This is a genomic window from Cupriavidus sp. 8B, from assembly GCF_054589115.1.
The window spans coordinates 23,145-46,284 of sequence record NZ_BAAILO010000038.1 but is presented as its reverse complement, the minus strand read 5'-3'; the positions used below and the strand labels follow the sequence as shown (position 1 = coordinate 46,284).

The following is a 23,140-nucleotide window of genomic DNA, read 5'->3' as shown; positions in this document are numbered from 1 at the left end:
CAATCTGGCTTGGACTCAAAGAGGTTCATGTCGCTGCAAGAACGCTGCGTGGCCTACGGGACGAGGGCAGTACTGACATTTGTGTATAACTGAATGCATCAAGCCCTGTCGGGGTCGATAGCAGTGGATCAGGTTAATTCTTCCTGGCCAGTGCAGATCAGAGTTTCCTAAACCAAATAATCGGCACTTTTTATATGGCGCCCTATTTAGGTGTTTTTATATTTTGGGTAATAACTTAATTTGTTATGGCATTGTGGGTGCTTCCCTGGAGAAAAATCGATTGCGAAGAGCAAATTTAAAATGGCGGCCGCTGGAATAGTGACTCCGTTTTTTGCTTTATGGAAAGTGGCATATTTACTTGGCTACGTTACGAATGCCAGTTGCTGGACTATGGAGATACCCAAGGCTGCAAACCATGAGGAAGATTTACCCCAAGTGTAGAGTGTTGGTAGGGTTCACCCTGTGCCCAGGATTGGTGGGTCCTATTTTCGGCGGTCTCTTTCTCGTTGACAGGCTGATTGGCCCACGCGATGGCTCCATGGACATATTACTAACGCTGTGGGCGAGTATTGCCTTCTCGTTTGTTTCTGCCATCACTGCTATCGGCTTCTATATTGTTCCATTTTTCTTTTTGTCGCTGCTATACACCGTCATGAAACTCAAGAAGAGTTGGATGAATTTCGCCTTTATATCAATAGCAGGCGCATTGGCTGCGTTACTTTGGGGGGATTACGTCTGGCATGGATTAACCAGAGAAGCTAATTTTGCTCTGGGCGCGGTTACGTCATTGGCAATGGCGGTTTTGGTCCTGCCAAAGGCATCCTTAGAGGACGAGTGAGGAATGTAGCAACGTGGCTGGCACTGCGAAGGTTTTCAATTCACAGAATCTGACCGATCAACAGATCCGGGATTATGCGCAGCAACTGGCTGGTGACGTGCCTCTGAATCAAGTGGCGCCCGGCGTATGGATGGCTCGTCTTCAGAACGGCCGGCAGGTCCGTTTGAGGCCAGTGTCCTCTTCAACAGGCTCCACTGGAGCCCGATGGACAGTTGATATACAGGGGAATTCGCAAATCAAAGGCGTAGTGCCAAACGCGAATGTGGTTGAACTGAAATTTAGGTAGAAATAATGACAGAAGAGCGAATAAATGAAATAGCCAGGCTTTGTGAGACTATGGCCATCGATTCACTTTGGTTATACACCAGCGAGGAGGCCAATTATGAGCAAAAGAAATCTGAGTTTGTTCAAATTGTCGGATATCTCGTTCGCGCCGCGAGAGTAAGGCTGGCAAAGAACGGGGAGTTCTTAAGTGGGAGTATCGACGATCAGCTTGAAAGTCTGGAAAATGCTCTGCCAAAGGCTGGAACCCCGGAGGCGTTAGCGCTTGAATCAGATGGTCTTGCGGGTGGAGTCTGGTTTTATAGTGATGCTTGCCCAGCAGGCATCGTCTGGGTAATGAGGAATGATCAAGGGGACGAGTGGTTTGAGTGGACGTAAGCTACGTCCTGGATTCTAGGTGGTCAGCCATCATGTGTGATGTTCAATGGAGCGAACAAAGCCGGCAGACAGTTCCGGAAGGCACGATTTAAAGGTTAAATGAAATGAAAAAAATCACAAAATTGGCCGATATAAAGTCGGCATCTCTCTGGCACGGGAACATCCTCAGAATGCCAGCCAAGTGGCCGTATGAAGATGTTGTTGATCTTATGGTATTTGATGCCCAAGATGAGCATACGCCGTATGGTCTAATAGTTACATCAGGTCAAAAGGCAGGATTAATTCTCGTGCACTTGCCTCCCGAAAGTGTTCAGGCTATAGGTGGTGGAGTAAGTGTTGAGTGGGTCATTTCTAATTGGAGTAAATGGATTTATCCTGATTGTGATGTGAAAGAAGTCTATGTGATCGATAGGTATGTGGCAGGGTAGGGAATGAACGAAAAAGGGGCAGATCTATTTTTGCTCATGTCAGCGCCACCGGCGCCGGGCAGGACTCCGACCTCACAGTGCGCGGCAGCACCATCAGCGCCGGCGGCAATGCCCACCTGAAGGCCGATGGCGACATCGCCCTATTGGCCGCGCAGAACACCGCCGAGACCGATCGCAAGAGCAGCAACGCCAGCGCCGGCGTGGGGGTGGCCGTATCCGTCGGCCAGGGCGGCGTCAGCGCGGGCTTGGGTAACCAAGAAATGAGAAGCTATGAGTGATAGCAAGATATTCTATAAGGTCGGTCTCGACTTTAACGACGCAGATCAATGGTATTTGGATCAGCCCAGGGACGATGGTGGAAATGAGCTTGTAAGTGGGACCTTCTGGCAAGGCCGGCTATGGGACACATCCATTCCTCTACGAACTGTCGTACGCAAAGCCGGGCATCCGGTGAACTTCTCCAACTGCGGGCATTCGGAATACGTGGTTTCTAAGACCTTGATGGAAGTTCTGCGCGCCGCACTCCCTGCGGGGCAACTTCAGGGCATACCTATAGAAATCGATGGTGTAGGCGAGCCCTTTGAGGTGCTAAATGTCCTGGATATTATTGATTGCGTTGATGAGAGCAAGTCGGACTTTACCTGCTGGACGGTGGAGGACGGGCGCCCGGATAAGGTGGGTGACTATTGCATGAATGTCCTTCGAGTCAATGCTGACAAGGTAGCCGGTCATGAACTTTTCCGTGTAAAGGGCCGGCAGATCGCTCTAGTTTGCTCTCAGCGTATCCGTGATCTGCTGGTCGAGCACGGCGTGACCGGCATTCGCTTTACGCCTGTGAGCTAGGGAAAGACTTATCAGGTGCGGCCGCGGGCGGCAAGGCATGCGCTGACGGTGCGGTTGGCGGGGCGGCCAGTGCGATAGCGGCGCCGTTGATCCGGGATGCGATCTACGCGGACAGCCCGGTGGTCAACTGCAAGTCGGGCTCGCGATCGAGCCGGTGGCCAAGCCGCGCCGGGGTTGATCCACCGTGCGGCCGGGCACCTCAGCCGGACTTATTCGAGCTTGATGTCCGCCGTGGTGATCACCGTCTTCCACTTGGCCACTTCGGCCGCGGTGTGCTGGTTCAGCGCCGCGGGCTTGTAGGCGGCGTCCGGCAGCAGCTGGATGCCCTGGTCGGCCAGCTTCTTGGCGAACTCCGGGTCGGCGATGGCCTTGGCGAATGCGGCGTAGTTGCGGGCGATGACGTCCTTGGGCGTGCCCTTTGGCGCGTACAGGCCGTACCAGGTGGATGCTTCGAAGTTCGGCACCACGGTCTCCGCCACGGTGGGCACGTTGGGGAACTGCGGCACGCGTTGCTTCGCCGTCTGCGCGATGGCGACGACCTTGCCGCCCTTGACCTGCGGCAGGGCGGTGTTGGTCTGGTCGAACATGCCGTCGACCTGGCCGCCCATCACGTCGGTCAGGGCCGGGCCGGCGCCTTTGTAGGAGACCGGGGTCACCTTGATCTTGGCCTGCTGGGAGAACATGGCCGCTACCAGATGCGAGGTGGAGCCCATGCCCGCATTGCCGAAGTTCAGCTTGCCCGGATTGGCGCTGGCGAAGGCGACCAGGTCTTGCACGGTCTTGAACTTGGAATTTGCGCCTACCAGCAGCACCAGCGGCGTATCGGGGAAGCGGAACACGCCTTCGAAGTCCTTGACCGGGTCATAGGACAGCTTCTTGTACAGCGATGGCGCCGCGGCCATATAGCCCATGTGCCCGACCAGGAAGGTGTAGCCGTCGGGCGCGGCCTTTGCCGCCTTGCCCGCGCCGATGGTGCCGCCGGCGCCGGCCTGGTTTTCGATCAGCACCGGCTGGCCCAGGTCGCGCCCGACGCGGTCCGCGATATTGCGGGCGAGCGCGTCGGTGGGGCCGCCGGCGGCGAAGGGCACGATCCACGTGATCGGGCGGGCGGGGTAGCTTTGCGCCAGGGCGCTGGTGGACAGGGCTAGCAGGGCCAGGGCGGTGGCCAGGTGCTTGGTCATTGTTGTCTCCATCATCAAGGTGGTATCGGTTGTTTTGAGCTGATCGGTACTGCGTATATGTACATTTAAACAATATGTTTAAACATATTCTAGAAATGTGGCCGTCCACCGTCAAGCGGGTTCCGCATCTCGTTTACCCTTTGCGCTTGGCTTGCGGGCCGCCAGGCGCTAGCATCTGCTACGCCTCAGGCACATCGATCGATCATTCAGGGAACCCATGGAGCCACGCCACGCCGAGTTGACCAAGGCGCTTATTCACGACATCACGAGCGGGGTCTATCCGGTCGGGTCAAGCCTGCCGGGCGAACTGGAACTGGCCGAGAAGCATGGCGTCAGCCGCGGCACCGTGCGGGTGGCGCTGATGCGCATCCAGGAGCTTGGCCTGGTCTCGCGTAAAAAGCGCGCCGGCACCCGCGTGGAAGCCGCCGCGCCGCGCAGCAGCGAATACACTCCCAAGCTCTCCACCATCGAAGAACTGGTGCAATACGGCGCCGCTACGCAGCGCGTGATCCACGGCGCGCGCGAGATCGTGCTGGACATCGAGTTGGCCACCCGGCTGGGCTGCCCGCCGGGCTCGCGCTGGCTGCACATCGAAACCTCCCGCACCAATCCCGAGGCGCCGGCCCATCCGTTGTCGTGGTCCGATATCTACGTGATGGCCGCCGACGGCAGCAAGATCCGCAAGCTGCTCAAGACGGATCCCGGCCTGATCAGCGACATGGTTGGCAAGACCACCGGGCGCCTGGTCAAGGAAGTGCGGCAGACTGTGCGAGCGGTGGGCGTGCCCGCCGCGCTCGCTGAAGTGCTGGGCACTGCGCCCGACGCCCATGCGCTGGAATTCGTGCGGCGGTATTTTGACCAGTCCGACCGCTTGTTCGAAGTGGTGGTGAGCTTGCATCCGGCGGATCGGTTCACGTATTCGACCGTGTTGCAGCGTCAGGGCTGAGCCTTCGCCAGCCTGAAGATGGGCTGAGGGCGGTTAGCCAACGGGTTTGCTTTCGGGTGGCGGGGTGTGTCATTATGTATAAACATATTTAATTGGCCCAGCCGCTGCACCTTGCTGCGCCCACCTCGCCATGACCGTGATCTTCCAGGAAGATGTCGTCGACACCATTGCCGACGCGCTGCAGTACGTCAGCTACTACCATCCCGTCGATTTCGTGCAGGCGCTCAAGCGCGCCTTTGCCGCCGAGCCGGCGGGCGCGGCGCGCGACGCCATCGAGCAGTTGCTGGTCAACAGCCGCATGAGCGCCGAGGCGCGTCGGCCGATCTGCCAGGACACTGGCGTGGCGCAGGTCTTCATGACCGTGGGCATGGACGTGCGCTTTGCCGCGCGTGATGGCGCCGACCTGCTGTCCGTGCAGCAGATGGTGGATGCCGCCGTGCGCCGAGGCTACACGCACAGCGCCAATCCGCTGCGCGCCACCATGGTTGGCTCGGCCCTGGGCGAGCGGCGCAACACCGGCGACAACACGCCGGGCTTCCTGCAGCTGGAACTGGTGCCAGGCAACACCATCAAGATGACCGTAGTGGCCAAGGGCGGTGGCGGCGACGTCAAGGCGAAGTTCGCCACGCTCAACCCGAGCGATTCGCTGGTTGACTGGATCCTCGCCGCCATCCCGCAGATGGGCGCCGGCTGGTGCCCGCCCGGCGTGCTTGGCGTTGGGGTGGGCGGCACGCCGGAGCAGGCCATGCTGGCGGCCAAGCGCGCGTTGTTCAGCCCGATCGATATCCATGCGCTGCGCGACAGGGGGCCAGCGAATGACACCGAACGCCTGCGGCTGGAATTGTTCGAGCGCGTCAACGCGCTTGGCATCGGCGCGCAGGGGCTGGGCGGCCTGGCCACCGTGCTGGACGTCAAGGTAGCCGCGCTGCCGTGCCACGCGGCGACGCTGCCGGTGGCGCTGATTCCCAATTGCGCGGCCACGCGCTTTGTCACGGTGGAACTGGATGGCTCAGGCCCCGCGCTGCTGGAGCCGCCGCCGGCCGATACCTGGGACGGCATTCCCGCCGCGTTGACCGCCAAGCCTGGCCGCGTGGTCGACCTGGATTGCCTCGACGCCGCCGAGGTGGCGCAATGGCAGGTTGGCGAGACGCTGCGGCTGCGCGGCCGCCTGCTGACGGCGCGCGATGCCGCGCACAAGCGGCTGGTTGCCATGCTGGATGCGGGCGAGCCGCTGCCGGTGCCGCTGCGCAATCGCGCGATCTACTACGTGGGGCCGGTCGATGCGGTGGGCGACGAGGCGGTAGGGCCGGCAGGGCCGACCACGGCCACGCGCATGGACAAGTTCGTGCCGCAGTTGCTGGATCAGACGGGCTTGCTGGTGATGATCGGCAAGGCCGAGCGCGGCCCCGAGGCCATCGAGGCCATCCGCCGCCACGGCGCGGCGTACCTGATCGCGGTGGGCGGCGCGGCCTACCTGATTTCCCGGGCGATCCGCAAGGCGCGCGTGCTGGCCTTCGCGGAGCTGGGGATGGAGGCCATCTACGAGTTCGAGGTGGAGGACATGCCTGCCACGGTGGCGGTGGATGCCCAGGGGCGGTCGATTCACCGGATTTTTGCTGGCTGAAGCCCTTGCCGCCATGACGCGCTAAGCCCCGGGCCGATAGCGCCCGCGCAGCGGATCCAGCAGGCTGGTCAGGCCGTTGTGGTCCAGCTCGTGCATCAGGGCCAGCAGCTGGCCGATCTCGCCGGGCGGAAAGCCTTCGCGCGCGAACCAGTTCAGGTAGGTGCCCGGCAGGCTGGCGATGACGCGGCCCTTGTACTTGCCATAGGGCATGGTGCGGGTGAGCAGGAGTGGCAGGTGTTCGGGATTCATCAGTGACGACCTCGGGCGGGCCTCGGATGGCGCCGGCAGGGGGATGTTACCAGCGTGGCGCGCCCGGTTTGCCGGCGCCCGCCGCGCCGGGGTACGATCCTCACCTTATCGCTGACGAGGACAAGCAAGATGGCAAAGCAAGGCTCAGGCGCTGGCCTGAAAAGCATCGCCCTGTTCGAGGCCGCCAAGGGTTTGCTGGTGATCCTGGCGGGGCTGGGCCTGGTTGCGCTGCTGCACCGGGACGCGCAGGCGCTGGCCGAAGCCATTGTCGGCCGCCTGCACCTGAACCCGGGGAGCCGCTACCCGACCATCTTCCTGTCGCTGATGTCCCATCCGAGCGATGCGCGGCTGTGGGCCATCGGCGGATCGGCCACGATGTACGCGGCCATGCGCCTCACGGAGGCCTACGGCCTGTGGCGCCAGCGCGTGTGGGCGAAATGGCTCGGCGTATGGTCGGGCGCGGTCTACATTCCGGTGGAAGTGTACGAGGCAGTGGTGCATCCAAGCGCGATCCACATCGGGCTGGCCATCGCCAATGCACTGATCGTGGCCTACCTGGCCAACAGCATCAGGCGCAATCCGGCCGCCGCCTAGCCAGCGCTGCCGCCCCCCGGCCTGGCCAGGCCAGCAGTGTCCCGCCGGCCAGGCCGTAAAGGTGGGCGCTGGCCACGACGGGGCCGCCCAGCCACGCGCCCGCATCCCCGGCGGGGCCAGCCAGGAGCTGCCAGCTCGCGCGGCCGGCCAGCGCCAGCAGCAGCATCGCCGCGAGGCCATCGTGCCGGGCCCGTGGCAGCAAGGCGATCATGGCAAGTCCGTAGTTGATGCCGGAGAATCCCACATAGCGTTGCAGTTCCGGCTCGCCGGCCAGCAGCAGCAATCCTGTCATGGCAGCCAATGGCGGCACCACCTGCCAGGCACGCATGCGCGCCGGCAGGATCGCCGCCAGCATCAGCAGCCCAGCCACGTTGAGCAGGCAATGCGCCCAGCCGAGATGCACGAAATGGCAGCTCAGCAGGCGCCATGCTTCACCCGCAAGCATGGCCTCGCGGTCAAAGCGCATGGCCTGCATCAGTGCAGGCCCCGCAGCCTGGAGCGCGACCTGCGCCAGCGCAAGCAGCAGCCACCCGCCAGCGCTGCGCCGCCTGTCAGGGTGCATTTCAGTGGCGTGCAAAACGGCGCGCAAAGCCGTGTGCAAAGCGGCGCCATGCCGCTGCCGCCAGGGCGCCGGCCAGCACCAGCAGCATCCACGCATCCGCTGCGCCGCCTCCCGTATCGCCGCCCTGGCTGGCGGTGGTGCCACCGTCATTGCCGGTGCCCGAACCCACTTGGTCACCCTCCGGTGCAAGGCTGTCGTCGCGCAGTGCCACATCCACCAGCACCGGGTCGTGGTCCGAGGAGCGGTAGGCATCCGGCGCGTAGAACGACTGTTGCTGATCCGCGCTCTTGAAGGCCACCGAGTATTCCAGCGCGATGGGTTCGTCCGCATTGATATGCCACTCGCTGACTGCGCGGATGCGGCTCGCCGCTGCGTCATTGGCGAGCGCGTGGTCGATGTAGCCAGCCTCGCCGCCAAAGACATAGCTATAGGCGCCGGCCCCGACGAAGCGCGCCACCATGTCGGCGTAGCCGTTGTCGGCAAAGAGGCGGATCGGGTCTTCCTTGGCGTAGCTGTTGAGGTCCCCGATCAGCAGCTTGCCGTCATCCGCCACGCCGGTCGGCGAGGTGGCAAGCCAGTCGGCGATCTTGCCGGCGGCGGCGAGGCGGGTGGGGTTCCAGCAGCTCTGGCCATCTCCCTGGTCGGCGTCGGCGCCCGTGGACCCGGTGCAACCCTTGGACTTGAGGTGGTTGACCACCACCGTGAGCTTGCGGGCCTGGCCGGGCAGGCGGAAGGTGCGTGCCAGCGGCTGGCGGTTCTTGTCGTCGATGGCCAGCGTGGCGGGCACGCCCACGGGCTCCACGGTGCGGCTGTTGTAGATCAGGGCGACCTTGATGGCATCGCCGCCGAGCTTGTCCACGCCCGGGTCGACAAAGCGCCAGTCCGCACCGAGCTTGCCAACCAGCCGCTGGATGGCGCTGAATTCACCGTAGCCGTCGTTCTCGATTTCCATCAGGCCAATGACATCGGCATTGAGCGCTTTCAGCGCGGCCACGATCTTGGCTTCCTGGCGTTCGAACTCCGCCAGCGTCTTGGCGCCGCGATTGTTCGGGTCGTCGAAGCCCGCGCCACGGCCGTCGCCGTTGAAGTAGTTCAGCACGTTGAACGAAGCCACCCGGATATCGGACTGGGCCGCGCGTGCGGGCGCGCCGGTGCGTGGGTTTGACGTGACCTGGAAGGCCGGGGCTTGCGCGCCAGGCACCGTCTGCAGGCGCCAGCTGCCAAAGCGCATCTCCAGCACGCCCTGCACATTGCTCACGGTGTACCCGCCGCGCAGCGTGTTGGCCGCGCTCAGGCCCGGCGCCGGGAAGGGCACGACCGCCGGGTTCTGCTTGTTGGAGCCGTCGTCCAGCACCAGGCGATTCAGTGCGTTGGCAGCAGCCTGCGCCGCCGCGCCGGCCTTGGGCAGCGCCACATTAGTGGGCAGCGGCAGGCGGCCGTTGCTCAGCAGCACGCTGCCGTAGCGCCCCAGTTCATAGGTCTCGCTGACGGTGAGGGTCTGCGGCAGGCGCACCAGCATGCCCTCGAAGGCAGCCAGCGATTGCGCGGTCTGCGCGGGCAGCGTGACCACCGCCGGCGTGACGGTCCGGCCGTTGCCGCAGACGGCCACGTCGCTGGCGAGCGCCAGCTGCGTCTGGCCGAATTTCTCCTCGACCTTGCCAACCAGGTGGACCAGGTCGCCGGCACGGGCGCTGGTCGAGGGGGCGTACACGAACAGTCCCTCGGACACGCCTGGGCGGTTCTGGCGCTGGGTATCCGCCTGCTGGACAAAGAAGCCGCCGAAGCCATCCGTGCCGGGATAGTCGGCCGTCACCACCGCCTCCACATCGACGGTCTGCCCGGCCAGCGGCGAGGTGGCGCCGGCACCCTGGATATCGGCGATCAGCGTGGCCGCGGCACCGCACTGCGCGGTGACCGGCGGCAAAGGCGCCGGCGCGTTGTTGTAGTAGCCGAGGTCGGCGAAGGCGTCGGTGCCGAAGCCGTCCCACTGCAGCGCCGGATCGAAGGCCCCGGTGCTGTCGGTGTCGCCGGTCACCAAGCCGGCCTTGCGGCGCAAGGTGTTGTCCTTGGTGACGGAAGTGCCGGTGCCCCAGGCGCCGCCGGCAGGCTGCACGCCGACCTGGCCGAAGCGGTCGATCACGGTGCCCGCGCGCGTCAATACCAGCGCGTCGTCGCCGTTGAAGGTAAACGCGGTGACCTGGTTCAGGCGGCTGCCGAGCGTGGCCGCCATGCTGGTATGCGCCAGCACGTAGACCGCGCCGGGGGCCAGCGTGCCGCTGAGCGTGAAGGTGCTGGTTGGCGCCGTGGCGCCGTTGTTGTATTGCTGGAGCTTGTATTGCGACAGGTCGATCGCCGTAGCATCCGGGTTATGCAATTCGACCGCCTTGTTGTTGGAGGTCCCTTCCACGACCTCGCTGATGATCAGGTCGGCATGGGCGGGCAGGGCGATAGCGAGCAGGGCGGTACCAAGGACGGACAGGCGCATGTGGGGCGGCTCGATAGATTGGGTTTTGCGAAGTCCGGGATACTATTGAGCGCAGGTGACACAGGCATGAATGGCTGGCATACATTTGCCCGCTTCGTCGTCGCCCCTGGAGAAATGAGGGGATCACGCCCGCCAGCGTGGCAGGACGCGGCGCGCAAACCAGTGCCACGCGGCCAACGCCGCGGCGCCTGTCACGGTCCACAGCAGCCAGGGATCCGTGGCGCCGGCCCCGGTTTCCGTTTTTTCGCTGGTGCCAGTGTCCGCGCTGATGTTTCCCACGCTACCCTCGGTCACGGTTGTGTCGCCCGCAGCCACGGCATCGCCGCGCATGGCAAGATCGACCACCAGTGGGTCGTGGTCGGAAGAGCGATAGGCATCCGGCGCATAGAAGGACTGCTGCTGCGCCTCGCTCTTGTGGGCCAGCGCATAGGCCAGGGAGATTGGCTCGTCGGCGTTGATATGCCAATGGCGCGCCGCGAGGATGCGGCTCGCCGCCCCCGCATCGGCGAGCGCGTGGTCGATGTAGCCGGCCTCGCCCCTGAAGACATAGCTGTAGGCGTGGCCGCCGGCCTCGGTGAAGCGCGCGATCATGTCCGCATAGCCGCGCTCGGCCAGCAGGCGGATCGGGTCTTCCCGTGCGTAGCTGTTGAGGTCGCCGATCACCAGCTTGCCATCGTCCGGCAGGCCGGTGGGGGAGGTGGCCAGCCAGTCGGCCAGGCGGCTGGCCGCCGCCACGCGCGTGGGATTCCAGCAGCTCTGGCCATCGTGCTGGTCCGCATTGACGCCGCGAGCGTCGTGGCAACGCTTGGACTTGAAGTGGTTCACCACCACCGTCAGCCTGGCGGGATGGCCGGGCAGGCGGAAGGTGGCGGCCAGCGGCTGGCGGGTTCTCGCGCCCAGCGCCAGGGTGGCCGCCATGCCGACGGACTCCACCGTGCGGGCGTTGTAGATCAGGGCGACCTTGATGACATCGCTGCCCAACTTCTCGCGGCCAGGATGAATGAAGCGCCAGTCCGGACCGAGCTTGCCCACCAGCCGCTGGATGGCGCTCAGCTCGTCATGGCCATTGTTCTCGATCTCCATCAGGCCGATCACGTCGGCGTCGAGGCCCTGCAACGCGCTCACGATCTTGGCTTCCTGGCGGGCAAACTCGGCAGGCGTCTTTGCGCCGCGGTTGCCGGGGTCATCGAAGCCCGCGCCGCGGCCGTCGCCGTTGAAGTAGTTCTCGACGTTGAACGCCGCCACGCGCAGATCGGTGCGGGCGGCACGTGCCGGGGCGCCGGCGCGCGGATTGGTGGGCTGGAACGCTGGTGGCGGCGCATCGGGGAGCGGCTGGATGCGCCAGCCATTTGAGCGCCATTCCAGCACGCCCTGCACATTGGCGACGGAGTCCCCGCCGCGCAGTGTGTTCGACGCGCTCAGGCCCGGTGCGGGATGGATGACACGCGGCGGGTTTTGCAGGCTGGAGCCGTCGTCAAGCACCAGGCGATTGAGCGCATTGGCGGCAGCCTGCGCGGCGGCGGCTTCCCCGGGCAAGGCCACGTTGGTGGGCAGGGGCAGGCGGCCGAGGCTGAGCACCACGCTGCCATAGCGGCCGAGCTCAAAAGTCTCGCTGACGGTGAGGGTCTGCGGCAGCCGCACCAGCATGCCCTCATAGGCCGCCAGCGAGCCCGTGTGCGGCACGGGCAGCGTGACGGTTTCCGGGGTGACCGCCTGGCCCACCGCGCACACCGTGGCCCGGCCGGACAGCCTTAGCCGCATCTGGCCCGCGCGCTCCTCCACCGTGCCGAGCACGCGCACCAGATCGCCCGCCCGCGCACCCGCGCGCGGCGCATGGACAAACATGCCCTCCGACACACCGGGACGCCGCTGGCGCTGGGCGTCGGCCTGCTGCACGAAGAAGCCGCTGAAGCCGCCGCTGCCCGAGTAGTCGGCCGTGACCACCGCCTCCAGCGCGACCCTTCGCCCGATGGACGGCGTGCCCTCGCTTTCGTCGCGCAGATTGGCGATCAGCGTGGCCGGCGCGCCGCACTGCGCGGTGGGCGGGGCCAGGAGGGAACGTGCCTGGTCGCGATAGCCCACGTCGGCATGGGCGGGCAAGGCAAGGCAGAGCAAGGCCAGGCAGGGTGGCAGGCAGCGTGGCAAGAAGCCGTGCAGGAAAGGCTTTGGCGAAAACAGGCGCATGGATGGGTCTCCAAGGTCTCGGCGCAGTGATGAGTCCGGGTGGACTGGCGATGCCAAGCGTAGAACCCAGGGCCGGCCCGCGGACTGAGACCATTCTCATACTGGCCCCGGCGCAGACTCTGCGAGAATGCAGCCTTGTCCCCAACGCAGCTGACGAGATACCGTGACTGTCCGTGCCGTAGTGTTCGATTTTGGTGGCGTGCTGTTCGACTGGAACCCGGAATACCTGTATCGCGAATTGATTCCGGATCCACAGGAGCGCGCCCGGTTCTTGTCGGAAGTGTGCTCGCCGGCGTGGAATATCCGCCAGGATGCTGGCAGGCCGCTGCACGAGGCCACCGAGTCGCTGGTGGCCGAGCATCCCGCGCAAGCCGGCCTGATCCGCGCGTTCTATGGCCGCTGGCCCCAGATGCTGCGTGGTCCGCTGGCCGAGGGCGTGGCGCTGCTGCAGCGCCTGCATGCCGCGCAGGTGCCGCTGTTCGGCCTGACCAACTGGTCCAGCGAGACCTATCCGCATGCCGTGCGTATCGGCGATTTCCTGTCATGGTTCCGCGATATCCTGGTGTCTGGCGAGGTTGGCGTCGCCAAGCCCGACCCGGCCATCTACCGGCTCATGCAGGCGCGCATCGAGGCCAGCCTGCCGGGCATCGCGACGGGAGAGTTGCTGTTCATCGATGACAACGCGGCCAATGTGGCTGCGGCAACGGCGCTGGGCTGGCAGGCTGTGCATCACGTCAGCGCCGCGCAGACCGCAGGCGCGCTACGCGCAGCGGGATTGCGCTTCTAGCCAGATTGATTGCTTGGTTCGCTTCTTGTGGGCGAACCTTGTGTTCCGACAGTCATTTCACCAAAGGATTCAGGAGCCCACCGCCATGGCATCCACACCAGAACGTCCCAAGCATTTCTCGATGATCCGCGAGTTGCACCTTGCCGATCTGTTCACGTTGGGCAACGCAGCCTGCGGCATGGCATCGGTGTTCTTCGCCATGTTCTACATCGCCTCGGGCTCGCCAGCGCATTTCATGGCGGCGGCAGCGCTGGCGCCGGCGGCCTTTGTCTTCGATGTGCTCGACGGGCGCATCGCCCGCTGGCGCCACCAGCATTCGGCGCTGGGCCGCGAGCTGGATTCGCTCGCCGACATCATTTCCTTCGGGGTTGGCCCGGCCACGCTGGCGTTCGCCGCGGGCATGCGCGGTGGCTGGGACATGGCGGCGCTGATCTACTTCGTCTGCTGCGGCGTGAGCCGGCTGGCACGCTTTAACGTCTCCGCCGAGACCTTGTCCGAGGGCAGCGACAAGGTGGCGTATTTCGAGGGCACGCCGATTCCCACCAGCGTGCTGCTGACCGGCGTGCTGGCATTCTGCGCCTGGCAAGGCCGGGTGGGCGAGGCGCTCTACGGCGGCGTGTGGTCGATCGGCCCGGCGGACCTGCACCCACTCGCGCTGCTGTTCGTGCTCTCCGGCTCGCTGATGATCAGCAAGACCCTGCGCATCCCGAAGATGTAGTCCCCGCGCAAGTATGGCAACGCGGGGCAAGTCATGCGCCCGGCGCAGCGCCGCGCGTAGCCGGGCAAGGCCGCTACCATGACGGTGAAGTCGTACCAGCCGCCTGATAAATCCACCGGCCACGCCAGCGCGTGCCTGGTGCGGGCCGGCACGGTGACTTTGCAGGCCGCGCCATCCACGTAAGCATTGGCGGCAAGCACAAACGTGCAGGGCTGGTCCGCGTCATTGCGCAAGCCGTTGCGCAGGCTTCGCGCGGGGATGTCGTAGCCGATCTCGATCTCGGGGGCCAGGCCCGTGCGAGCGCCGTCTGCCGACCCGATGAAATGCCGGTGCCAGCCGTTGGGCCCGAGCACCCACAGGTCATAGCGCCCCGCATCGGCACGCGTGTCCCAATTGCCGGCGAGGCGCTTGCAGGCTTCGACGAAATAGCGGCGCGGCACACGGTCCAGGTGCAGCCGGTCGTAGACGTGGAACACTGCCCCGGCCTGGCCGCTGTTGGAAAAGCTGAGGTGCACTGCCCCATGGCCGGCATCGACCAGGGCTTGTGCCTGTAGCGCGTAGGGCAGCGCGCGCGAAGGACGCGTGCCGCTGAACGGGCATGGCGCGAATCGGTGCGGATCGGTGCGTTGAGGGACGGGTTGTTATCGCTTGCCCACAATCTTAACTCTGTCCTGGCGCCGCCAGCTCCACACCCGCCGCAGCAGGTTCCCCGCTATTGCCGCAGCGACAGCCAGATTGCCTTGGGCTCGGTGAAGTTGTCGATGGCGGCTTCCCCATGCTCCCGGCCCAGCCCCGAGTCGCCGGCGCCGCCCCAGGGCAGGCGCACGTCGGTGTGGCCATAGGTGTTGATCCATACGGTGCCGGCCTTGAGCTCGGCGGCCACCTGGTGCACGCGGCCGATGTCGGCGCTCCACACCCCGGCCGCCAGGCTGAACGCGGTGCCGTTGGCGATGCGCACGGCGTCGGCTTCGTCCTCGAAGCGGATCACGCTGGCGACCGGGCCGAAGATTTCCTCCTGCGAGACTCGCATCTCGTGCTCCACGTTGGCGAACACGGTGGGCTGCACGTAGTAGCCCTTGCCGCCCACGCGCTCGCCACCGGTCACGGCGATGGCGCCTTCGCGCTTGCCGATCTCCACGTAGTCCAGCACGGTCTTCATCTGCGCGGACGACACCAGCGGCCCCATGGTGGTGTCGGGCGCGGCGGGGTCTCCCACGCGGATCGAGGCGGCGCGCGCCGCCAGCTTTTCCACCACCTCGTCGTAGACCGCGCGCTGCGCCAGGATGCGCGAGCCGGCCGAGCAGACTTGCCCAGCATTGAAGAAGATGCCGGAGGCGGCGGCGCGCACCGCGCCATCCACATTGGCGTCGGCAAAGATCAGGTTGGCGGACTTGCCGCCGAGCTCCAGCGTGACGCGCTTGAAGTTGGCGGCGGCGCCCTGCATGATGCCGCGCCCAACGCCAGGCGAGCCGGTGAAGGTCACCTTGTCGATGCCGGGATGCGCAACCAGCGCATTGCCCACCACGCTGCCCTTGCCGGTGACGATATTGAGCACGCCGGGCGGCAGGCCGGCCTCCAGCGCCAGCTCACCCACGCGCAGCGCGGTCAGCGGCGTGATCTCGGCGGGTTTGACGATGAGGGTGCAGCCGCAGGCCAGCGCGGGCGCGATCTTCCACATGCCGATCATCAGGGGGAAATTCCACGGCACGATGGCGGCGACGACGCCCACCGGCTCGCGCACGGTGTAGGTCAGCGCGCCGGGGCGGGTCGGCACCACCTGGCCGTTGATCTTGTCGGCCCAGCCAGCGTAGTAGCGCACGGTGTCGATCACGGCCGGCATGTCCTGGCGCCGCACGGCAGCGAGCGGCTTGCCGGCATCCAGGCTTTCCAGCGCGATCAGTTCCTCCTGGTTCGCTTCCAGCAGGTCGGCAAAGCGGTACAGGATGCGGCCGCGCTCGGCCGCGCGCAGGCCGCCCCAGACCTTGAGCGCGGCGCGGGCGGCAGTCACGGCCAGATCGACATCGGCCGCGCTGCCTTGCGCGACCAAGGCGATCGGGAGCTCCGTGGCCGGATTGATGTCGGTGGAATACTCCCCGGTGCCGGGCGGCAGGCGCTTGCCGTCGATCAGCAGGTCGTGTCTTGGCAGTTCGGGCTGCGTGCTCATGGTTGCTCCTCGCTTGGGGTCGGTGAACCTCGCGGCACATTGGCGGAAGCGATACGGCTAGCCGGTGACGCCCGTGCCTGCTGTCACGATGCAGTGTGGGTGGGCGTTGGCTCCAAGTCCAATTAATAGGACGGATTGATTAATGCAAAAAAAGCATGAATCAAGGAGGGGATGAATGCGGGGGCAGATGCGCCCGTCAGCCTTCGGCGCGTGTTGTCCGGTCCGCGGAGCCCCGGGGGATGTCCTGCCGCCAGCCGGCGTCGCGCAGCAGCGCGGTCATGGCTGTATGCAACTGATGCGCCACAACTGGCTTGTGCAACAGCGCGGCGCCCCCGGCATGGACGCTGCGCAGGCGGTCCGGGGCGGTATCGCCGGTGATGATGACAGTGGGAATGGCCCGACCCAGCCGCTCGCGGATGGCCATCATGGCTTCCTGGCCAGTGCGCTCGCCGCGCAGACGGTAGTCGGCCAGCAGCAGGTCAGGCCGGAAGGCGCCAAGCGCGGCCAGCGCGTCTTCCTCGGACTCCACGGCCAGGCACACCGATTGCCAGCTCTCCAGCAGCGCTGCCATGGCGATGCGGATTTCCTGGTCGTCGTCGATCACCAGCACGCGCAACCCCTTCAGGCTGGGCTTGTGATGCAAGCCCGCGTGCTGGGTTTCGGCGCGATCCTCGGTCATGGGCAGGGCGAAGCGGAAAACCGAACCGCGGCCGGGCCGTGAGTTCAGCAGGATCCGGGTGGAAATGGTGCGCGCCAACCCTGCCACGATGGCCAGGCCCAGGCCAAGGCCCTTGCGCTGGTCCCGCTCCGGATTGCCCAGCTGGTGGAACTCCTTGAAGATCGCACGATGCTGGGTCATGGGGATGCCAACGCCGGTATCCCACACCTCGATCATCGCGCGCTCGCCCCGGCGGCGGCAGGCCACCAGCACGCCGCCCTGGGTGGTGTAGCGGATGGCATTGGCGATCAGGTTGCGCAGGATCAGCTCGACCAGCGTCGGGTCGGCGAACACCGTGGCGGTGGTATCCCGGGTCCGGTAGAACAAGCCGCGGTCGTCGGCCTGCGGAGCAAACTCGTTCTCCAGCTTGTAGAGCAAGGGCTGCAGGCGGAAGGCGCGCGGCCGGGCGGTGATGACGCCCGCGTCCACTTTGGAGAAGTCCAGCAGCGTGTTGAGCATTTCGCGCGCGGCACCGGAGGCGGCCTCGATGTGCGTGAGCAACTGGCGTTGCTTGTCGGTGAGGTCGGAGCGGCCCAGCGTGACCACGAACAAGCCGAGCGCATGCAGGGGCTGGCGCAGGTCGTGGCTGGCCGAGGCGAGGAACACCGATTTGGCGCGGTTGGCTTCCTCGGCCTCGCGTTGGGCATATTCCGCGCGGGCCGTCTGCTCGCGCAACTGCGAGATCAGCTCCACGTTGGCGAAGCGCAGCGCGATGCCGTGCCGTGCCACGCGCGCATAGTTGCGCGCAAAGATCATCAGCACCACGAGATAAAGCGGCGCGCCGAGGAACATGGGCAGGTAGGCGACGTCGCCGGTGGCGATGAAGACCGCCCAGACCGGCACGATGGCCGGGATGAAGAAGCCCACGGCAACCGGCAGGCAGGCGGAGAACACCGCCAGCGCGGCCGCGCTCATGCCCGCGATCAGCGACAGGATGCAGATCACCGTGGCGGGCGTCCTCATATCCATGTAGAGCCACGCCGCCAGCCCCCAGAGCGCGCCGATCAGCGTCAGCAGCAGCGTCATGCTGCGCGCGTAGCGCCCGGCATGGGCTTCGCCCGTGCGCTCGGGCATCAGGCGCCGCCCGAAATGCCCGGCGGCGCACGCCAGCCCCATCGTCAGCGCCCAGGGCAACGCACCCGGATGCCCGCCGCCGAGGGCAAGCCCGAAGGCCAGGATGCCCGCCGCCAGCGCGCAGCCCAGCATGGCGATGCCGAAGCTCTGGTCGATCAGTTCCATCTGCGCGGCCAGCAGCCGCGGTTCGTCAAAACGGGGGAGGAGAAACGCCATGGCTTACCTGCCCGTCTGCACCAGGCCGCGGCGCTGGGCCTCCAGCACCGCCTCGACCCGGCTGACCACGCCCAGGTGATCGAGAATGGCTGCCACGTGGACGCGCACGGTGTTCTCCGAGAGCCCCAGATGGTGGGCAATGATCTTGTTGGAGCGGCCCTGGCTGAGCTGGTCCAGCACCTCGAGCTGGCGCGGCGTGAGCGAGCTGGCCTGGTAGCCCTGGTACGCGTTGCCGTTGGCATGGCCAGCCGGGTCGGTGCAGTCGGCGCCAGCGGGGTCGGGGTTGAAGTATGTGTCGCCCCGCAGGCAAGAGGCGATGGCGTCTTCGATCTCGATGCTGCTCGCGGATTTTGGCAGGAAGCCGGCAATCTCCTTGCGCGCGGCGGCGGGAATGGTTTCCAGGGCGGAGGTGCCGGACACGATCAGGATGCGCGCTGCGGGGAAGTGGCGGCGCAACACCTTGACGCCCTCGATCCCGTTGAGGCCCGGCATCTGGATATCCAGCAGGATGATGTCCACGCTGGCGGCGCGGTGTGCCTCCACCGCGCCCATGACGGAGCCCGCCTCGATGATGCTCGCCACGCTCTGGCTGTCCGCCAGCACCAGGCGCAGGCCGGTGCGGAACAGGGTGTGGTCGTCTATCAGCAGCAGGTGGGCGTTGGGCATGGGTTGGGGTTGTGCGGCGGACGGCGCGCAGGTTGCGGCCGGTGGAACAAGTGGAGCAAAATGTGATGCGCTACGCCCCGATCGAAGCGAGCGCCAGGGCGAATTGGACTAGATTATGGGGGTCTTGTCCATTTCCCCACTAAAGAGGGGAAACGCAGGGTGGGGCGCAGCTGGCTCTGGCAGCGTGCCGCCCCGCAAATGGCTTGCACACTAGGGCTCGCGGGAAATGGCGCTGCGGCATGCCGGCGCCGACGACTTGCCATTGGGATGAGCACTAGTCCGGAAGGATTATTTCGTTAGGGGACGTCCGGTGCCACCATGCATGCATGGGTGATTTCCGCGACTCGCCCATACCACTTTTGTTACCCACTACCACCCGGCAGTGGGTTTTTTTTGGGCCACGGTTTCGTGCCACTGGATTGGCCGGCGCAGGCGGATGCAACCGGTTGCAGGCCGATGTGCCGATGTGCCGATGCGTTCTTGACCGACCGGCCAGTCAGTCGATCAACTTGCCCGCGGCATCGAAGAAGGGATGGTCGGCGCCAAAGTCGCCGATGACCGCCGCGTGGCTTACCAGCCCGTGCGCGGGTTGCCACTGATGCAGCAGGTAGCCGGGCGGCTCCATGCGAAACCGCGAGGCCGCCTGCGGATCGAGATCGAGCGTGACCTGATGGGCCGGGCTCGGCGCCGTCATGGCGATCGTGCCGCCAAACCGGTGCGTGATGTGCCGGTGCAGGTGGCCGCACAACACGCGCTCAACCGTCGGGTGCCTGCGCACCACCGCCTCCAGCAGCGCCGCGCCCGCCAGGCCCTGCTGGTCCATGTGGCCGATGCCGGTATGAAAGGGCGGGTGATGGAGCATCAGCAGCGTGGGCCTGCCCGGCTCGGCCGCCAGCGTGGCCTCGAGCCACGGCAGCGCGGCGGGATCGACCTGGCCGCCAGGCTTTCCGGGCACCGTGCAGTCGAAGGCCACCAGGCGCAGCGGGCCGGCCGCCACGCTGTAGTGGATCGGCGCGTCGCCGTCACCGTTGGCAAACAGGTAGTCGTGATCGGCAAAGACGCGGCGCAGCGTGGCGCGGTGGTCATGGTTGCCGGGCAATAGCCTCACCGGCATGGGCAGATCCTCCAGGATGCCGCGCAGGAAGCGGTATTCCTCTTCGGTGCCGAAGTCCACCAGGTCGCCGGTGATGACGACGGAGTCGGGCCGCTGCGGCGCGGCCAGCAGCGATGCGATGCAGCGCCGCAGCGCGCCGGCGGTATCTACCATGCGGTAGGACAATTTGCCGCCGGCCTTGATGTGCAGGTCGGTGATGTGGGCGAGCAGGTAGGTGCCGGCCGGGTTGTCGTTGGCGGTGTTCATGCGGCGAGCGCTTCGGGGAGCGTGATCAGGTGGCCGGTATCGAGGCGCAGGCCCACGCGGTCGCCCGCGAGCCAGCCATCGCGCCGTGTGGTGTCGACGACAAGCGGCGCCGGCGCGCCCACGTCGATCAGCAAGCGTGTGTAGTTGCCCAGGAACAGCGCGGTGACCACCGAGCCGCCCAGGTGGGCATCCTCGGCCTGTGCCAACGCTACGTCTTCGGGGCGGAACAGCAGTTCGGCACGGGCCGAGGGAGCGGCGGCCAGGCTCGCGGCGGCGCCATGGCGCGGCACCAGGCCGCCCGGCACGCGCCAGGCATCGGCCTCCAGCACGGCCGGCAGGCGGTTCATGGTACCGATGAAATCCGCCACGAAGGCATTGGCCGGCGCGCGGTAGATCTGCTGCGGCGTGCCGGTCTGCGCGATGCGGCCACGGTCCATCACGATGATGCGGTCGCCCAGCGCCATCGCCTCGGCCTGGTCGTGGGTGACGTAGACGGCGGTGATATGCAGGCTGCGCAGCAGCTGGTTGATGTCGGCGCGCAACGCGTCGCGCAGCTTGGCGTCCAGCGCGGTCAGCGGCTCATCGAGCAGCAGCACGCGCGGCTGCACGGCGATGGCGCGGGCCAGCGCCACGCGCTGGCGCTGCCCGCCGGACAGTTGGTCGATGCGCCGCTCGGCGAAAGGCCCCAGATGCATCATGGCCAGCATCTCGTCCACCCGGCGGCGGCGCGCGGCGGCATCGATCCGGCGCACGCGCAGGCCGTAGGCGATGTTCTCCGCCACGGTCATGTTGGGAAACAGCGCGTAGCTCTGGAACACCATGCCCACGCCGCGCTGCTCGATCGGCAGCGGCGTCACGTCGTTGTCGCCAAACATCACCACGCCGCCGGCGTCGGGGAATTCCAGCCCGGCGATGATGCGCAGCGTGGTGGTCTTGCCGCAGCCCGAGGGGCCGAGCAGCACCACGGTCTCGCCCGCGCCGATGTCGAGATCCAGCGGTTGCAGCGCCAGCGTGCCGTCGGCGAAGGTCTTGCCGCAGTGGCGCAGCGTGATGGTGGTCGGTTCATGCATGGCGGGCCTCGGAAGTGGAAAGCGGATCGGCGCCGGAGATCGCTCTGGTGTCGGCGCTGTCTGCCAGCGGCTGGTGCTTGCGGGCACGCGCGCCCAGCGCGGACAAGCCCTGCATCAGTACCAGCAGCGGAATGATCATGAAGAAGAACACGATGGTGTAGGCCGAGCCGATCTCCAGCCGCATCGAGGCGTAGCTGTCGGCCAGCCCCACCGGCAGCGTCTGCGTGGTGGGCGTATGCAGCATCCAGGTCAGGTTGAATTCCCCCACCGAGAGCGTCACCACCATCAGCGCGCCGGCCAGGATGCCCTGGCGGCAGTTCGGCAGCACCACGGTAAAGAAGCGCTGCAGCCGGCTTGCGCCCAGGCTGGCGGCAGCGTCTTCCAGCGTGCGGATATCGATGGCCGACATGATGGCCAGTACCGAGCGCACCATGAACGGCAGCGTGAACAGCACGTGGCCGACCAGGATAAACACCCAGCTCGTGCGGAACGCCTGCCAGCCGCCATAGAGCAGGATCAGGCCAAGCGCGGTGGCCAGCCCCGGCACGGCCACCGGCAGCATCAGCAGCTCCTCGATCAGGCGCGTCACGCGCCCGCGCCGCAGCGCCATGTAGTAGGCCGCGGGCACGCCCAGCACCAGCGTGCAAGCCAGGCACGCCAGGGCGATGCCCAGCGACAGGAAGATGGTGTTGCGGTAGAGCGCCCACACCTCCACCAGCCAGCGCGTGGTGAGGCCGCTGGACACGCCCACAAAGATGTTGTTGGTCAGGCCGGCGAGCACGGACAGCACCACCGGCACCACCATGAACAGGCACACCAGGAGCGTGAGCGCGAGTTGCAGCCAGTAGGCATTGCCGCGGCGGGAAGACGTCATCATGGGTAGCCTCAGGCAGTAGCGGCGACAGCGTCGCCCGAGAACCAGCGCGCCACCGCCAGCAAGGCCCAGGTGACCGTGCCGAGCAGCAAGGACAGCGCGGCGGCCATGCCGAAGTTGGCGTAGTTGGTGAACTCGTTGTAGATGGTGAGCGGCAGCACATCGAGCTGCGTCGCCAGCGTGAAGGCGGTGCCGAAGGCGCCCATGCTGGTGGCAAAGCAGATCGCGCCGCTGGAAATCATGGCCGGCATCAGCGCGGGCAGCATCACGTCGCGCACCACGCGCCAGCGGCCTGCGCCGAGCGAGCGGGCGGCTTCTTCCAGCGAGGCATCGAGCTTGGCAACGGCTGCCATCACGGTCAGGATGACGCGCGGGATGGAGAAGTACAGGTAGCCGACGAACAGGCCGGCAAGACCGTAGGCAAAGGTCCAGCGGTCTCCCACCAGCCAATCGCTGACCATGGCGACGAGGCCGTTGCGGCCGCCCAGCATGATCACCATGAAGCCGATGACGACGCCGGGGAAGGCGAGCGGGAACGTCAGCATGGCGACCAGCAGGGCCTTTCCGGGCACGGCGTTGCGCTCCAGGAAGGTGCCGGTGATGCCGGCGATGATCAGGGTGGCCAGCGTTACCGTTGCCGATAGCAGCACGGTGACCATCAGGCTGTGCAGATAGCGCTCGCTTGAGATGACGGTCCAGTAGACGCTCGCGCCTTTTTCACCCGTGATGCTGATCGCCAGCAGCTTTGCCATGGGCAGGCAGAAGAAGGCGAAGAAGACGATCAGCGCCGGAAGGGCGAAGAGAAGGAGTGGGGGGCTTCGTTTATGCATGATGGGGGTGCTCCCAGAGTTCGTGCACGCCGGTTCATTCGCGCTGGCGTGTCGCCGGTTTCCCCTCTC

Annotated in this window: 23 protein-coding genes; 10 read left to right on the top strand and 13 right to left on the bottom strand. The window is 65.8% G+C overall.

The annotated features are described in order from the left end of the window. The first annotated feature begins 415 nt into the window (after nt 1-415). The 5 genes from ACYP5B_RS04110 to ACYP5B_RS04090 all read left to right on the top strand — a co-directional run bounded on the left by ACYP5B_RS04110 (nt 416) and on the right by ACYP5B_RS04090 (nt 2,769). Nucleotides 416-838: a hypothetical protein gene (locus tag ACYP5B_RS04110; RefSeq protein ID WP_459568643.1), complete on the top strand. Its 423-nt coding sequence runs from the start codon at nt 416-418 to the stop codon at nt 836-838. Between the two features lie 291 nt (nt 839-1,129). Further along, nucleotides 1,130-1,498 carry a DUF596 domain-containing protein gene (locus ACYP5B_RS04105; protein WP_459568642.1) on the top strand — a complete coding sequence of 123 codons (369 nt, stop codon included), beginning with the start codon at nt 1,130-1,132 and terminating at the stop codon, nt 1,496-1,498. Between the two features lie 104 nt (nt 1,499-1,602). Continuing rightward, nucleotides 1,603-1,926: an Imm45 family immunity protein gene (imm45, locus tag ACYP5B_RS04100; protein ID WP_459568641.1), complete on the top strand. Its 324-nt coding sequence runs from the start codon at nt 1,603-1,605 to the stop codon at nt 1,924-1,926. Nucleotides 1,927-1,952: 26 nt separating this feature from the next. Then, nucleotides 1,953-2,204 (top strand): hemagglutinin repeat-containing protein, encoded by a 252-nt coding sequence (locus tag ACYP5B_RS04095; protein WP_459568647.1) that lies wholly within the window; start codon nt 1,953-1,955, stop codon nt 2,202-2,204. Then, nucleotides 2,197-2,769: an imm11 family protein gene (locus ACYP5B_RS04090; RefSeq protein WP_459568640.1), complete on the top strand. Its 573-nt coding sequence runs from the start codon at nt 2,197-2,199 to the stop codon at nt 2,767-2,769. The genes ACYP5B_RS04095 and ACYP5B_RS04090 overlap by 8 nt, the downstream gene beginning before the upstream one ends. A gap of 209 nt (nt 2,770-2,978) precedes the next feature. Here ACYP5B_RS04090 and ACYP5B_RS04085 read toward each other — a convergent pair whose 3' ends face one another. Then, nucleotides 2,979-3,950, bottom strand: coding sequence for a tripartite tricarboxylate transporter substrate-binding protein (locus ACYP5B_RS04085; protein WP_459568639.1), 972 nt, complete (start codon nt 3,948-3,950; stop codon nt 2,979-2,981). A gap of 217 nt (nt 3,951-4,167) precedes the next feature. Here ACYP5B_RS04085 and ACYP5B_RS04080 point away from each other — a divergent pair, with 217 nt between their 5' ends. Both ACYP5B_RS04080 and ACYP5B_RS04075 read left to right on the top strand, forming a co-directional pair. Next, nucleotides 4,168-4,896, top strand: coding sequence for a GntR family transcriptional regulator (locus ACYP5B_RS04080; RefSeq protein WP_459568638.1), 729 nt, complete (start codon nt 4,168-4,170; stop codon nt 4,894-4,896). Between the two features lie 130 nt (nt 4,897-5,026). Beyond that, the gene (locus ACYP5B_RS04075) at nt 5,027-6,520 is read left to right on the top strand and encodes a fumarate hydratase (RefSeq protein WP_459568637.1); all 1,494 of its coding nucleotides are present in this window, start codon (nt 5,027-5,029) and stop codon (nt 6,518-6,520) included. A 21-nt stretch (nt 6,521-6,541) separates the two neighbouring features. On the opposite strand, the gene ACYP5B_RS04070 is transcribed toward ACYP5B_RS04075, so the two are convergent. Further along, nucleotides 6,542-6,769 (bottom strand): DUF3820 family protein, encoded by a 228-nt coding sequence (locus ACYP5B_RS04070; protein ID WP_174428098.1) that lies wholly within the window; start codon nt 6,767-6,769, stop codon nt 6,542-6,544. Between the two features lie 129 nt (nt 6,770-6,898). Between ACYP5B_RS04070 and ACYP5B_RS04065 the strand changes: the two genes are divergently transcribed. Beyond that, entirely contained in the window at nt 6,899-7,363 is a 465-nt protein-coding gene (locus ACYP5B_RS04065; protein WP_318236741.1) for a DUF2127 domain-containing protein, read from the top strand. On the opposite strand, the gene rrtA is transcribed toward ACYP5B_RS04065, so the two are convergent. From rrtA to ACYP5B_RS04050, 3 genes are all read right to left on the bottom strand, one after another. Further along, the gene (gene rrtA, locus ACYP5B_RS04060) at nt 7,338-7,925 is read right to left on the bottom strand and encodes a rhombosortase (RefSeq protein ID WP_459568636.1); all 588 of its coding nucleotides are present in this window, start codon (nt 7,923-7,925) and stop codon (nt 7,338-7,340) included. The two genes, ACYP5B_RS04065 and rrtA, sit on opposite strands and share 26 nt — an antisense overlap. A gap of 1 nt (nt 7,926) precedes the next feature. Then, complete coding sequence (locus tag ACYP5B_RS04055; protein ID WP_459568635.1) at nt 7,927-10,410, bottom strand: ExeM/NucH family extracellular endonuclease; 2,484 nt, start codon at nt 10,408-10,410, stop codon at nt 7,927-7,929. 123 nt (nt 10,411-10,533) lie between these two features. Then, nucleotides 10,534-12,594 carry an ExeM/NucH family extracellular endonuclease gene (locus ACYP5B_RS04050; RefSeq protein WP_459568634.1) on the bottom strand — a complete coding sequence of 687 codons (2,061 nt, stop codon included), beginning with the start codon at nt 12,592-12,594 and terminating at the stop codon, nt 10,534-10,536. A gap of 163 nt (nt 12,595-12,757) precedes the next feature. Here ACYP5B_RS04050 and ACYP5B_RS04045 point away from each other — a divergent pair, with 163 nt between their 5' ends. Next, nucleotides 12,758-13,381 carry an HAD family hydrolase gene (locus tag ACYP5B_RS04045; RefSeq protein ID WP_459568633.1) on the top strand — a complete coding sequence of 208 codons (624 nt, stop codon included), beginning with the start codon at nt 12,758-12,760 and terminating at the stop codon, nt 13,379-13,381. Nucleotides 13,382-13,466: 85 nt separating this feature from the next. Continuing rightward, on the top strand, nt 13,467-14,099 hold the full coding sequence (locus ACYP5B_RS04040; protein WP_459568632.1) for a CDP-alcohol phosphatidyltransferase family protein: 633 nt from the start codon (nt 13,467-13,469) through the stop codon (nt 14,097-14,099). Here the strand turns inward: ACYP5B_RS04040 and ACYP5B_RS04035 are convergent. The 8 genes from ACYP5B_RS04035 to ACYP5B_RS04000 form a co-directional block, all read right to left on the bottom strand. Continuing rightward, the gene (locus tag ACYP5B_RS04035; protein WP_459568646.1) at nt 13,988-14,665 is read right to left on the bottom strand and encodes a phospholipase domain-containing protein; all 678 of its coding nucleotides are present in this window, start codon (nt 14,663-14,665) and stop codon (nt 13,988-13,990) included. The two genes, ACYP5B_RS04040 and ACYP5B_RS04035, sit on opposite strands and share 112 nt — an antisense overlap. A gap of 146 nt (nt 14,666-14,811) precedes the next feature. Continuing rightward, nucleotides 14,812-16,263, bottom strand: coding sequence for an aldehyde dehydrogenase family protein (locus ACYP5B_RS04030; protein WP_459568631.1), 1,452 nt, complete (start codon nt 16,261-16,263; stop codon nt 14,812-14,814). A 196-nt stretch (nt 16,264-16,459) separates the two neighbouring features. After that, nucleotides 16,460-18,271 carry an ATP-binding response regulator gene (locus tag ACYP5B_RS04025; protein WP_459568630.1) on the bottom strand — a complete coding sequence of 604 codons (1,812 nt, stop codon included), beginning with the start codon at nt 18,269-18,271 and terminating at the stop codon, nt 16,460-16,462. A 3-nt stretch (nt 18,272-18,274) separates the two neighbouring features. Continuing rightward, nucleotides 18,275-18,937 carry a response regulator transcription factor gene (locus ACYP5B_RS04020; RefSeq protein ID WP_459568629.1) on the bottom strand — a complete coding sequence of 221 codons (663 nt, stop codon included), beginning with the start codon at nt 18,935-18,937 and terminating at the stop codon, nt 18,275-18,277. Nucleotides 18,938-19,433: 496 nt separating this feature from the next. Then, nucleotides 19,434-20,297 (bottom strand): phosphodiesterase, encoded by an 864-nt coding sequence (locus ACYP5B_RS04015; RefSeq protein ID WP_400097189.1) that lies wholly within the window; start codon nt 20,295-20,297, stop codon nt 19,434-19,436. After that, complete coding sequence (locus ACYP5B_RS04010; RefSeq protein ID WP_459568628.1) at nt 20,294-21,367, bottom strand: ABC transporter ATP-binding protein; 1,074 nt, start codon at nt 21,365-21,367, stop codon at nt 20,294-20,296. The genes ACYP5B_RS04015 and ACYP5B_RS04010 overlap by 4 nt, the downstream gene beginning before the upstream one ends. After that, nucleotides 21,360-22,241 (bottom strand): ABC transporter permease, encoded by an 882-nt coding sequence (locus tag ACYP5B_RS04005; RefSeq protein WP_459568645.1) that lies wholly within the window; start codon nt 22,239-22,241, stop codon nt 21,360-21,362. The genes ACYP5B_RS04010 and ACYP5B_RS04005 overlap by 8 nt, the downstream gene beginning before the upstream one ends. Before the next feature lie 11 nt (nt 22,242-22,252). Next, on the bottom strand, nt 22,253-23,071 hold the full coding sequence (locus ACYP5B_RS04000; RefSeq protein WP_318236728.1) for an ABC transporter permease: 819 nt from the start codon (nt 23,069-23,071) through the stop codon (nt 22,253-22,255). Nucleotides 23,072-23,140 lie beyond the last annotated feature (69 nt).